Genomic DNA, 13102 nt, shown 5'->3' with positions numbered 1-13102 from the left:
AATATGTCAAGATTAAAGCGTTGGCTTTATTTGAATCAAAAAAGGGTAAACACCGAAGGAACTTTAAGAGAAGATTACATAAAGGAGCGATTAGATAAAGGTATCAACCGGGTAACAATTGATGATTATGCTGCCACACTCAAGATAGAATATGAGCGATTGAAATTATTAGATGAAAGTGAACCAGAAACGTGGGTAGATTACACTGCTTATGACTTCTTTACAGAAGAAGAGAAACAGAAGTTTAATTCTGATGGTTCTCTCAAACGGGAGTATGCTGAATATGCTCTGAATATTGGTATTACTGATGAATCGCTTGCAGAAATGGAGCGCCGCAAAAAAATTGATGTTGACAGCTACAATCAATTGTCTGCTGGATATGCCGAACAAGGCATAAATTTTGGACAACAGCAGATGAGAGCGAGAATTGCAGACAGCAAAAGTTATTTGCAACGCAAAGCGCTCATGTCTCAAGATATTCGCAATGGTGAAGAGATTGAATCTCTCCCACTGGATATACAACCAGATGATTACTATCGGCAGCAAGGGTACAATCCAATGCATCATGACTTCTAACTAACAAAAACTGTGCAGGGTAATATCTATTTCACTCCCTGCCAGATTTTATAAATTATTTATCTGAAGTGGCTACTAATAAAAATCATATTTTTGTTTTATAGTTTTGGCTACCCTTATATTAAAAGGTATAAATCAAAGTGCTATATATTACTAGCAATTATGCTTATACAGCGTTTTTCAGGTAAATGAGGTACATGGGTAAGTGCTAAGTCCGTTCGCCCTTATGATAATTTGTACCTCACCAAGTTGTAATTTGCTGTATAAATTATTTATTTGTTTTTAATTAAAAAGTTGAGTCAGATTCAAGTGTTACATCAACAGGCAATGGATTTGGCAGACATGACACAGGGTGCTACATTTAGAGTTACCGATGGTGCAAATTAGTCATATTTTTGGCAATTTGAGGTATTCTGATAATTCCTACGGTTTTTTCCGTAAGAGTTGGGTAAAGTTTAAACAAAACTGGACAATTATTAAACAATTTACTCGTTAGACGAGTAAGTTTTGTCAAGAAAAAATGAAGGGTTAGATTTCAGAGAAGCTTTCTTGCTAAATTTTTATAATGAGGCTAGTGAAGTATAAAAAATTATACAACTTCTCTAAAAATTTATGTTCAGATTCTTCTGAACCTGTCTGTGTACAAGTTTTCAAAATTCAAAGAGATATGAAACTAATCAAAAAATCTGAAAGACTGCTCCAGGAAGCAAAAACAACAATAGAGGAGGCAAAAGAGCAAAATTTTCAACCCGATATAATTAATGTTGAAGAACCGGCGGTTGAGGAACAGCCAGAACTGGATGTAGAGAATAAAGAACCTAACTATATTCCGGTGCGTGATAATCCTGTGACTTTATCTGTTGGTAAGACAGGGTGGCAGGTTTCTGATATTTGGAAGGACATTAGGTTGGACAATTTTTAGTATTAGTGAGAATTACATTCAGTTACGGTAACTGGATGTTAATCCATATCCACTTGGTTTTGGTGCATTTGCTGTCGGCTTTGGGTCAACAGCAACGCCTTCAGTTTTTCCATTCTCGTCAAATCCTCATTGGTCAACCCTTTATCTTGGCTTTCAGCACTAGGATCAAGGGTAATTTCTGCAATCTCTTCTCCACTCTTGCGTTTCAGCTTGAGAATATCTTTCTCTAGCTGAAGGTCGTAGTATTTTCCTGAATATGTTTCTGGTCGTGCTACTTTCTGCCAAAACAGCCGGATAATAGGGCTGATGGTACTAATGTGGTGTTGTTCCTCAGTTACCATCTGGTGTGCCATGCCTTCTGGTGCGATCGCGCGGAGCGCAGTGCCGGAGGCGATCGCATCCAGCGGGGCGTAGCCCATCACACCGCTCACTGTAGCTATTGTCTGGAATGCACCATCGGAAGTAATCCCTACTGGCATTTCCTCACCAGGGGGCGATACTGCCATCAATTGCTCCATAGCCGGTGGTAGCAGTTCAACCAATTCACCAGCAGCACATGAACATATTGCAGGCAAGTCCCGTTCTGGGTCATAAGATACGCCCCGTTTTTTCTGAAGACCAGGAAAGCTATATGCTGAACCTAATTTGTAGCCAGCTACCTTCACACCATCTATCTCAAAAGCGATCGCCTTTTTAAACAACCCTTGGGTGCTGAACTGGGGATGAACCACAACACTTTGCTGCTGGAGTCTCTTGATAAACTGGGTAACAGTTGGTTGGTCTTTTGTCGCTTCATCAATGATGTCAGCTAAGAGTTGGGTAACAGGTGGTTTACTGGAAGAGTGATGTCTCTGCTTTTGGGTTTGGGCGTGGTGTTCGCTAACAGCTGTCTCAATACCACATTCCTCTTTAACCTTTGTAGCCACTCTTTCACTGCTACAAGATACTGCCTCCAAGCCAAACTCCTTTTCTAACTGTCGCACTACCACCTCACTGCGGCGGTAATCCCAAGAGTCTGGTACAACCGACCCATCCATGCGGATACGAGAAGCAATTATATGAATGTGTTCATGATTGGTGTCATGGTGACGGGCAACCACATACTGGCTTTGATTTAATTCTTCACCCAGGAATTTCATTGCCTTAAGCCAGTGCTGGGCAATTTCAGTGTATTGCTCATCCTCCAAATGCTCATGATACATGCCTTTCTCATGAGATGCATCGCGGTGGGGAATGGAGAGAATGACATGAGCGCAGGCACGTTGGAGATTGGGCCGCAGTCTTCTGGCTGCACCAAACTCCTTGGCTAGTTGCCTGGGTGTAGTGCCACCCATGTTGCTGTCGATCATGGTGGCTTTATCCTTACCCAGCACATAGTCTAGGGTGGAGCGAAAGCTTTGATTTTTGAACTGTTTGCCAATCAAAGAGTCTCCTTCGAGGCGATCGCTTGGTCATTGGGTGACATGGGGATATGAAGGTGATGGTGAGAAGCACACTGACTTGCCAGGGCGATCGCTCAATAACTAAAATAACTATTCCTGCTCATCCTCTGTTACCCCACACTCCAGTAATTGCAACTGGGTTTCCCTGATGGATGTATGCAGAGATTCTACTAAATTTTGTAGCTGTTCAACATCAATATTCACATCTTGTCCAGACTTCGCTGCTTTGTTTGCCGCTTTAGCTATTTGGTTAAGATTCACCCCAATAGCATTTAGTTCTTCGTACAATTTCCAGTTTAACTGTGGAGGAGGTGGAGATTCCACAACACGCCGCCTTAGTGCAGCACGTCGAATAAATTCTGTAATGCTCACCCTGGCTTCATAAGCCTTTTTCTTCAGTTGCTCATACTCATCAGCAGCAAAGCGAACAGGATGCGTAATTTTTCTGGCAACTCCATCAGTCCTCTTCGTTTTATTTGACATCACGACTATCTCCAAAAATAGCCCTCCGCAGGAGCAAGCCGTTGCCGTCGCCCCTTTTTGAGGGGGCGGTATGCGCGTACAGCGCATACAGGCAACATGGCTTGCGTCTCACCAGGAATCTTGCTCAGTGCAGAAATTTGTATTATTGAATACTATTGAATACTATTGTTTTGACATCAGCTAAATCCTTATTTAGTCAAGGTTTGAAGGGTTTATCACAGTGATATCCGCAAGATAGTGGACTCAATTTATCGTCCCCACGCCGTCCCCATCTCGAACCCAAAAAGTGGCACTATCAAATGATTTTTTGAATCAAAATAACCTCTTCGACCATTTTATATTGCCCCAAATTATATAAATTGCCCATGTTGTCCCCACTTTGTCCCCATTGTGTGACCATTTTTGACCCACACCAAACATTAAGCAATTATACTTAGTTGTGATAACTCATCATGCACTACTCTTGTAGTATATTTTTAGCATGATGAGACTTAAAAATTCTGTTTTGGTCTTGTAGTAAGGACTAAAGCATAAGGTAAGCTGAAAATTCTATAATTTGCATAACATTATTTAATATAACTCTTGTGGGATGGGCATACTTCTCTACGAGACGCTGTTCGCGTTCGACAAGCTCAGTACAAGTCTTGCCCGCCCTTGATGTGCAAATCAAAAGCACAACAGCTTATATCAAGACCGAGCAACAATCTATCAAAAAATATAGTCGATTTATACTTTTTGTTGGTTTTCAACTTGTTGATGAATGTTGCAAGATATTTGGTGCAAGGCAAAAAAATATTATTGCCGCTTGATGTATTCCCTAGACATAGATTAGTTCGCTTTAAAAGCACAGTATTATATGAGCGAAGAAAAATCGTTAGAAACTAGACTTAGGTTTAGGTTTAGAGAACATTCATTAGATGGGATGTTATTAAAATACTTACTCAAGTACCATGATAAAAACATAAAAGAACTATTATGGGAAGCAGCCAGAATGTGTTTTCTGCCAATGGCATATGTCAATTTAGGTGGTACCGATGAGAAAAAAATAAAGAACTTAGCGATATCGTCATTTTTCGAGCTTTCACGACAGTGGAATTATATCCAAATAGAGTTAAAGCTAGATTTGCCATCACCTAAAATACTCTTACAAAGTACGGAAGGTTTAGAAATAGCTCTGAGTACCTCTAATGACGAAGTACAACCTATTGCTTCTGAAAATAGACTGACAGAGACAGTTAACAGCGATAATCAATTTAATTTGTCTCAACAGGTTGAACAAGATGATGAGTTTTGGGATGATGATAACGTAGATATAGAAGTAGACCTTGAATTATCTGCCGAAGAGAAGGCTATTAGAGATGAAATGGATGCCTTGTTTTAATAAGTAAAAATCTTTGAAACTTAATTTATTATTTCTTCTGGTTAAACTTGCGAAACTCTTGCTATAAGACTACTACATATTTTTTTAGAATTTGTGAAATATAAAACCTTGTTTTCTAAAATATAATTTTTATTCTCAGCCTGATTGCTCTGAGGACAAGTAATTGAATTGAGTTCAAAAAAGTTTCTTACCAGGGAGTAATAAAATGACTAAACCTGTAAATGTTGTAGTCCCGGATTTAAGACTGGCTATAGATTTAGGTGGTTCTCAAATCAAAGTTATTGCTAGTGTACCTGCTCAAAATACCTTTCCTATGTTGTTGTGTATGGAACCAGAGATAGCTGATGTATCAGCTGCATCAATGGAAAACTATGAAAGAACCAAATCTGGTGAAACAGATCCAGAGAACACCTGCTGGGTGGGTATTGGCGAAGAATATTATGCTGTTGGTTTTCTCGCAAGGTACAAATATGGTGGTAATTCGCTACTGAAGCAACTGAAAGAGGAAAGTGCGGTTCCAAAGATTTGCGGAATTTTGTGGGTGCTGTGTCAAAAATTAAAGCTGATGAGTAAATTAACAGTAGCGATCGCCGTTTTGCTGCCACCATCAGAATATCAGGACAAGGAGCGACTAGAGCAGAAACTAAGACAGGGATTGAAAAAATTTAAGACACCTACTGGTGAAATGCGAGTCAAGTTACTATATTTTAATGTCAAGCCTGAAGGCTCAGGTATTTATCTGCACCGTCGTACTATTTTAGGGGCTGAAATTAAGAATTGTAACCTTGCGGTGGTGATGTTGGGATATCGCAATGCTTCTGTGCAGATATCTACTAAAGGTGCAGTAAATCCAGGAGTATCGAATACCTTTGGGATGTCATGGATGTTGGATGATTTTGTCAGACGGTGCAGTGGTTTATTAAAAGACGACCCACAGGTAATTGCGGCGATAATAGCAGCAGGCTCTGAATGTAACCCCGAAGCTTTAGCTACGTTATCACGGCGCAAAAATACTGCTGAGGTTTTGGTGGAAGCACAAGAGATGTCATTTGCACTCAAACTTAGTCGGGATGAATATTTTCGAGCGTTGGTGCGGTGGTTATTGCAGGAAGTACCCCGTGATACTGACGAAATGATTTTATGCGGTGGAACTGCAAAGTACCTCAAGCCGGAGTTAGAGACTTATTACAGCAATGTTAAATTGATTTGGAATGGTGGCGTAGAGATTCCCCCAGGACTGGATAAAGTGGGAATGGGAGTGCGATTAGCAGATGTGTGGGCGCTGTATCAAGTGTTATTTGGAGTGAGTAATTTAATCAAGAAAGATAGTGATGATAATAGCTATACTTCTTCTGTTTCAGGAAGTAAGGTTGTCAGCTTGTCTTCACAAAAACCTAAGGGATTTCTGGAAATGCCAGATAGGCTTTAGGTCTTCTTAATTATAAAAAAATGTGATAAATAACTTATTTAAAATAACTCTATACTTCGATGTTATCGAAGATGTTTCCGCAACGCTGACACATGAAGGAATCCTCCCATTTTTTCTGAAGCTTAGGATATTTACGTGAGTATAAAATGTTTTTCTTGAATGCCAAAAATGAATATAAAGGTAAAACGATGAACAATAATAGTTGAAGCAAAAAAAATGCTTTGAAAACAGTACATAGTACAATGCTTCCCCAGGCAATAAAGATGGTCTTAAGAATTAAGATGATATTTGACTTTGGTTTTCCTGGTGGAGCTACTGTCTTGCCAAGTGATGTGGTCTTAGTTTCATTTTTATAAGCAGCAGTGGACTTTGAGCCTATAGAACCTCTGATTATGCCTGTGCTATGGATTACATTTTCCTGATGAATTAGGGATAATTTACGGCAATTATCACTTTTGCATTTAGGACAAATAATTTGCATAGTTATCCAGAGGTTATTTACAGAAGGTTATATTTTGATGAATTACATTTTCTATGCTGATTTCCAGTCGTAGAGTTATATTAACTGTACTTTATAGTCGTTTAATAAACTAAAGTTGTATGGTTTCTATCCATCAATTACCATACGAATATTGAATGCACCAATCTTATATTCGATAGTATAAACAGAGTAAATACATCTTGTCAAGAATAACTGTTACAACACTTTGCGCGACTAACTGACACAGGTTTTATCTTATTTTCCAGTTGATGTCCTCAACTCTTGTACCTAACCGTTACGCAAAGTGCTGTAACTATCAAGAGGTTGTAAGAATATCCTATTATTCTCTGTTTTTTGTTAATGTTTTTAGTGATGAGATTAGCATCAGATATGAATCTAATTGAATCTTGGAGAAGCTGCGTTGGGACTAAACTTGTAAAAAGTTGGTAGTCTATCGTAAGTAGGTAAACATAATTAATTACACAATCTCATTGCAAATGAAGCAACCCGAAATGAAGTATAAGTCCTGCGGACACGCTTCGCGGTAAGCGCAGCTATGCCGAAGGCTTTACGCAAGGGTTTGAGATTGCTGTGCTTCGTATGCCTGCGGCTCCTGTAAGGGATACGCAATGACGGCAAATATTTTTGTCCACCTAAAGGGAGCAGGATACTGTTGGAGAATTCAAAGCCTATTAACTAACACCTAACCCATAAAATTGGGTTTTAGCAATAGCATTATTTAGCTCTTAGGCTTCTTTAATATATTCTCCAACAGGATTATTTATGGAATTTATTCCCTTTTTTTATTTATGCAACAGCTTTTTGAGGTGATTTTCGCTTGCGTGTAGAGGTAGTTTTTGGAGTTGATGTTGTATTAATCTTTTTAGGTCTTCCTCGGCGTTTTGGTTCTGGTTGAATTTCTTTTGCAGGTGGTAATAATTTCAATGTAGGAAGAGGAAAGACAATTGTTTCAATCTTAATAGCTCCGCAGTGTAAAGTTTCGCTTTCAAATTCCATTGTCCAAGGGTCAGCTAATTGTTTAAAGATAGTTGGTTTATTGACTATGGCTATTAAATTTGATACACTTTCTGGTGTAGCTGATGCTGTATGTTGTAGTAATTGCAAAAATCCTACAACAAATTCTACAAACATAGTTATGAAGAAAGTTACAAAGATAAGTTCAATCATGAAATTAAGTACAGATTGCATAATTCTCTCCTAAAACACAGTGATTTTCACAAATGTTTCGCGTAGCGATATATTAATGCTTTTTCTGTATCAATTTCAGTATTTAGATGTCGCAAATTTAGTATTTGTTGCTGGTAAAATAGGCTATGTTGTAGCGATTTCTGGCAAGATTAGGGCATCTTGAGGAGATCATCATATAGAACTAGCAGTCTCCCTAGCAGCTTCTCGCAGCCGCTCCACATCGCGCATCGGTGGTGCACCAAAGAGCCGCTTGTACTCCCGGTTAAAGTGGGAGGCATCGTCATAACCCACACGGTAGGCAGCACTGCTAGCGTCAAGGTTTTCCCCCAGCATCAGACGGCGAGCCTCCTGTAGCCGCAGTTGCTTCTGGAACTGCAAGGGACTCATGGCAGTGACAGACTTGAAATGATGGTGGAAGCCAGAAACACTCATTCCCAGTTCTCGGGCGATGCTTTCAATCTTGATCGGCTCCTTAAAGTCTTTACGAAGTCGCGCGACGGCTCTGGCGATGTGGTAAGTATAGCCACCCAGAACTGCAATATAACGGAGCCGATTACCTTGCTCTCCCATCAGGAGCCGGTAAATGATTTCCCGCTTAATCAGTGGTGCGAGAACATGAGCTTCATTCGGGGAATCTAGAAGCCTGACGAGCCGCACCACAGCGTCCAACAGATTTGTATCCAACGGACTGACGTCAATCGCTTTCACATCAGCACGGCTGCGCGATGAGGGATACCCTGCCTCAACCATGACTGAGCCAACGAGAGTGGGGTCGAGATCGAGGCGAAGGCTAAGGTACGGTTGCGCCTTGGACGCTTCCAGAATTTGGCTGACAATCGGCAGTTCGACCGTAGCCAGCAGATAATGCATCGGGTCGTACTGATAGCGATCGCACCCCAGAAGAACTTCTTTGCTGCCTTGGGCAATTATACAAAAGGCAGGGATAGAAACACTATGAACACATGGAGAAGGCGAGGAGGAGCGGTTGAAGTGCAATCCTTTGAGCGGCTCAATCGTCCCATCACGACGAATAACCTGTGCAATACGGGCAGTCAGTTCATCTCTGTTAGCTTGCGCTCTGTCTGCCTCGCGCTTTGCCTGCGGGTCGTTCATTAAATCGATATCGGACTTTTCACTCGTTTTGGCAGCGTTCATTTCTAAGAAAAGCAGGATTGTACAACAATTTTAGACGATCGTTTTATTGCTTGCCCTTGAGAATTCTTAGAATGAAGCTAAAGCAATGAAAAATGATTCCGGCTTCTTGTAAGCATTCTGGATTTTTATTTAAGAGAAAACTCAGTTTTGATTGGGTAAGAGATTCGCCTACTGACAACCAATATAGTATCAAAACGACTTTGCTTCTGAAAAAATTTGCATCCCTATTGATAGAGGAGGCGATAAGTGCTCAATCTCTACGATTGGGACAGCCACCCAAATGGCACGGTGCCACAGCAACCACGGCTATGACGCACATCGCCATTCAGGAATGGCTCGACGGCAAGCCCGTGGACTGGATGGAACAGGTCAGCGACGAGCAATATCACAACTGATATCCGCATCCGGCGGTTTTAAGACCTTGTTAGGTGAAAAATTCAAGGAGTAAAAAATGACAAGGAACGAGAATGGAAGCTACATAGGAAAGGTAGCGTTTGTGACCGGAGCAGCGAGCGGTATCGGTCGAGCTACGGCGCTGGCGTTTGCCCGTGAGGGTGCCAGGGTGGTGGTTGCTGATATTTCAGAACAGGGCAATCAAGAAACGGCGCGCATGATCGAGGAACTCGGCGGGCGGGCGATCGCCGTTAGGTGCGATGTGACGCGGGTCGAGGACGTGAAAGCTGCGCTGGACAAGACCGTTGAGGCTTTCGGGCGGCTGGACTTCGCCTTCAACAACGCGGGCATCGAGCCGAGGAAGGCGGCTCCGACTGCGGAGTACGAGGAGGAGGAGTGGAACCGGATTATCGACATCAACCTCCGAGGCGTTTTCCTGTGCATGAAGCACGAGATCCCGCTGCTCCTCAAGCAGGGACGCGGCGCAATCGTCAATACGTCCTCAGGCGCAGGAATCATCGGCATCAAGGGTAGCCCCGCGTACACCGCCGCGAAACATGGCGTGATCGGACTGACCAAGGCAGCAGCCCTCGACTACGCCGCGCAGAACATCCGCGTCAACGCCGTCTGTCCCGGCTACATCGACACCCCGATGATGGGTCGCTTCACAGGCGGTACGGAGGAAGGACGCGCGAAGGTGATTGCCCAGGAGCCGGTCGGACGGATGGGCAAGCCTGAGGAGATCGCTGCGGCCGTCGTCTGGCTGTGCTCGGACGCGGCTGCCTTCGTCGTTGGGCACGCCATGATCATCGACGGCGGCCAAACGGTGCAGTGATGTTCGTCGCCAGTACGACAACAAACCATTGTCGCGATCGCCACCTTAAGCAACAACGGTGATGACTCATATCGCCACTCAGGAGGTACTCGACGGCAAGCCCGTGGACTGGATGTCCAAGGTCAGCGACGAACAATACCAGCAGGACTTACGCTTTCATCATGAAGAAACGAACCGCAAAGAACGCAAAGGACACGAAGGAATAAGGGTTTGAGAGGGTTCTTGCGTAAGTCCTAACCAGGGCAGATTCAAGACCAAGTAGATGGAAACCAGTTTATCTTCCAGATTGGAGCATCAATTTATGTACAACACCAAAGCTTACTCCGCAGTCAGTGAAACATCACCACTAGCCTCCACCACAATCGAGCGGCGCGAGCCAACCGAACACGACGTGCAACTCTCCATCCTTTTCTGTGGCGTCTGCCACTCCGATCTTCATTCGGTGCGTAACGAGTGGAGCAGCTTCACGTCTACTGTCTACCCAATTGTTCCCGGTCATGAGATCGTGGGCCGCGTCACCAAAGTCGGCTCGGCAGTTACCAAGTACCAGCCTGGCGACATCGCGGCAGTCGGCTGCCTGGTCGATTCAGATGGAACCTGCCCCCAGTGTAAAGCTGGCTTTGAGCAGTTCTGCCTGAACCAGACCCTCACCTACAACTCCCCAGACAAGCACCTTGGAGGCGTCACCAAGGGCGGTTACTCCGATAGCATCGTCGTCGATGAACGCTTCGTTCTGCGCGTTCCCACCAACCTCGATCTTGCCGGGGTTGCGCCGCTCCTTTGTGCTGGAATCACAACATACTCGCCCATGCGCCACTGGGGTGTCACCAAGGGCAAGAAGGTTGGTGTGGTCGGTCTCGGCGGACTGGGACACATGGGCGTGAAGTTCGCCCGTGCGTTCGGTGCCCAGGTCGTCGTCTTCACCACCTCACCAGATAAGAAAGAAGACGCACTCCGCCTGGGTGCTGACGAAGTGGTCGTCTCCCGTAATGCTGACGAAATGCAGAAGCACGCTGGCAGCTTCGATTTCATCCTCGATACCGTCTCCGCCAAGCACGACATTAATGCCTATCTCAACCTGCTCCGTCGCGACGGCAACATCACCCTTGTCGGCGCACCTGAGAAGCCCTTGGATGTCTCGGCATTCAGCCTGATCATGGGCCGCCGCAGTCTATCGGGGTCAAACATCGGCGGTATTCCCGAAACCCAGGAGATGCTCGACTTTTGTGGCGAGCATAACATCACCGCAGATGTCGAAGTTATCCCTATCCAAAAGGTCAACGAAGCTTACGAGCGACTGCTCAAGTCCGATGTCAAGTACCGCTTCTGTATCGATATGGCATCACTAAAATCTGAATAACCGAGGTGGAACCTCGAAGGAATAACAATGCAAAAACGCCAACTTGGAAACAGCAACTTAGAAGTCTCGGCTATCGGGCTAGGCTGCATGGGAATGAGCTTTTCTTATGGCCCGCCCAAAGACACCCAGGAGATGACCGCTCTTCTGGGGGCCGCTGTCGAACGCGGCGTTACTTTCTTTGACACTGCCGAGGTCTACGGCCCGTTCACCAACGAAGAGCTTGTGGGCGAAGCCCTCGCTCCCTTCCGTGGGCAAGTGGTCATTGCCACCAAATTCGGGTTCGACCTGAGTCCTAATTCTGATCCCCGTGGCATGAAGGGTTCACCAGGACTGAATAGCCGGCCGGAGCATATCAAGGAAGCCGTGGAAGGCTCGCTCAAGCGACTCAAGGTTGAGGCAATCGACCTGCTCTATCAGCACCGGGTTGACCCGAACGTGCCGATTGAAGATGTGGCAGGAGCGGTGAAGGAACTGATTCAGGAAGGTAAGGTTAAGCACTTTGGACTCTCTGAAGCAGGAGTGCAAACCATTCGTCGCGCCCACGCCGTCCAGCCGATTACTGCTCTCCAGAGCGAGTATTCATTGTGGACGAGGACTCCTGAGCAGGAAGTGATACCGACCCTTGAGGAACTCGGCATCGGCTTTGTCCCCTACAGCCCGCTGGGCAAGGGCTTTCTCACTGGCAAGATGGATGAGAAAACGACATTCGACAGTTCCGACTTCCGCAGCACCTTGCCTCGCTTCACGCCCCTAGCGCTCAAGACGAATCAAGCTTTGATTAATTTGCTCGGCAGCATCGCCCAACGGAAGCAGGCGACACCTGCTCAGATTGCGATCGCCTGGCTGCTGGCCCAGAAGCCGTGGATTGTTCCGATTCCAGGCACCACGAAGCTGCATCGCTTGGACGAAAACATCGGGGCAGTCTCAGTCGAACTCACGCCCGACGATCTGCGTGATATCGATGACGCCGCCGCCAAAATCACGGTGCAAGGGGCTAGATACCCCGAAAAGCTGGAGCAAATGACCGGTCGCTGAACGGCAAAAAATGTGTTCTCTGGTTGCATTCTAACGTGAGAGATCCTGTAGCGTCCCACGAGCCAGGCGCTGTAAGCTCCCCTGGCTTCGTACAGTTCCAGAGTTCGTGCAGCAAGAAAGTTCGGCTCTTGCGTTGTTTTTATGGTGATTGAGGATTGATTATAACAAAACCTTTATGGGGCAAGGGTTATAAAGAATTATGCCATCATTTTGAATGAAATGCCTACAAAATAAGGCTTTCAACGATTTTGAACCTGGTTTTCCATAAAAAGTACCGAAGAGCCGAAAGTTTTACCGGAGCCATACGGCTGGTGGCTGAGTCGGTAAGGATAAAAAGCAAAGGCTGATTAGTTACAACCACTATGCTGTGAGCTTTTCAGCCTTAACGCTCAAAATTTTTC

General features: G+C 44.6%; 12 protein-coding genes and 1 pseudogene. 9 read left to right on the top strand and 4 right to left on the bottom strand.

From position 1 onward, the window contains the following. The first annotated feature begins 3 nt into the window (after positions 1–3). Both CYLST_RS31465 and CYLST_RS31460 read left to right on the top strand, forming a co-directional pair. Entirely contained in the window at positions 4–576 is a 573-nt protein-coding gene (locus CYLST_RS31465; protein ID WP_015186409.1) for a hypothetical protein, read from the top strand. A 667-nt stretch (positions 577–1243) separates the two neighbouring features. Further along, positions 1244–1498, top strand: a complete 255-nt coding sequence (locus CYLST_RS31460) for a hypothetical protein (protein WP_041234253.1) — start codon at positions 1244–1246, stop codon at positions 1496–1498. A gap of 38 nt (positions 1499–1536) precedes the next feature. Here CYLST_RS31460 and CYLST_RS31455 read toward each other — a convergent pair whose 3' ends face one another. Next, positions 1537–2922: a relaxase/mobilization nuclease domain-containing protein gene (locus CYLST_RS31455; RefSeq protein WP_015186407.1), complete on the bottom strand. Its 1386-nt coding sequence runs from the start codon at positions 2920–2922 to the stop codon at positions 1537–1539. A 108-nt stretch (positions 2923–3030) separates the two neighbouring features. After that, entirely contained in the window at positions 3031–3423 is a 393-nt protein-coding gene (locus CYLST_RS31450) for a plasmid mobilization protein (RefSeq protein WP_015186406.1), read from the bottom strand. Positions 3424–4279: 856 nt separating this feature from the next. On the opposite strand from CYLST_RS31450, the gene CYLST_RS31445 reads away from it, so the two are divergent. Continuing rightward, the gene (locus CYLST_RS31445; RefSeq protein WP_015186405.1) at positions 4280–4804 is read left to right on the top strand and encodes a hypothetical protein; all 525 of its coding nucleotides are present in this window, start codon (positions 4280–4282) and stop codon (positions 4802–4804) included. 205 nt (positions 4805–5009) lie between these two features. Further along, a complete protein-coding gene (locus CYLST_RS31440; protein WP_015186404.1) occupies positions 5010–6233 on the top strand; it encodes a ParM/StbA family protein in 1224 nt (407 codons plus the stop codon). A 1288-nt stretch (positions 6234–7521) separates the two neighbouring features. Here the strand turns inward: CYLST_RS31440 and CYLST_RS31430 are convergent. Together CYLST_RS31430 and CYLST_RS31425 are read right to left on the bottom strand one after the other, a co-directional pair. Then, entirely contained in the window at positions 7522–7923 is a 402-nt protein-coding gene (locus tag CYLST_RS31430) for a hypothetical protein (protein ID WP_015186402.1), read from the bottom strand. Between the two features lie 171 nt (positions 7924–8094). After that, the gene (locus CYLST_RS31425; RefSeq protein WP_015186401.1) at positions 8095–9078 is read right to left on the bottom strand and encodes an AraC family transcriptional regulator; all 984 of its coding nucleotides are present in this window, start codon (positions 9076–9078) and stop codon (positions 8095–8097) included. A 281-nt stretch (positions 9079–9359) separates the two neighbouring features. Between CYLST_RS31425 and CYLST_RS35015 the strand changes: the two are divergent. From CYLST_RS35015 to CYLST_RS31405, 5 genes and pseudogenes are all read left to right on the top strand, one after another. After that, positions 9360–9473 (top strand): annotated as a pseudogene (locus CYLST_RS35015) ((R)-mandelonitrile lyase); the annotation flags it as partial. A 56-nt stretch (positions 9474–9529) separates the two neighbouring features. Continuing rightward, a complete protein-coding gene (locus CYLST_RS31415; protein WP_015186400.1) occupies positions 9530–10306 on the top strand; it encodes an SDR family oxidoreductase in 777 nt (258 codons plus the stop codon). A 61-nt stretch (positions 10307–10367) separates the two neighbouring features. Next, positions 10368–10520 (top strand): hypothetical protein, encoded by a 153-nt coding sequence (locus CYLST_RS36260; RefSeq protein WP_245587571.1) that lies wholly within the window; start codon positions 10368–10370, stop codon positions 10518–10520. 87 nt (positions 10521–10607) lie between these two features. Further along, complete coding sequence (locus CYLST_RS31410) at positions 10608–11666, top strand: NAD(P)-dependent alcohol dehydrogenase (protein ID WP_015186399.1); 1059 nt, start codon at positions 10608–10610, stop codon at positions 11664–11666. 27 nt (positions 11667–11693) lie between these two features. Next, positions 11694–12701: an aldo/keto reductase gene (locus CYLST_RS31405; protein ID WP_015186398.1), complete on the top strand. Its 1008-nt coding sequence runs from the start codon at positions 11694–11696 to the stop codon at positions 12699–12701. Positions 12702–13102: the final 401 nt, after the last annotated feature.

It is taken from the genome of Cylindrospermum stagnale PCC 7417 (assembly GCF_000317535.1).
In the GTDB taxonomy this organism is placed as follows: Bacteria; Cyanobacteriota; Cyanobacteriia; order Cyanobacteriales; family Nostocaceae; genus Cylindrospermum; species Cylindrospermum stagnale.
Note: the sequence above shows the minus strand (reverse complement) of the source record. Positions and strands in the feature narration are given on the sequence as shown.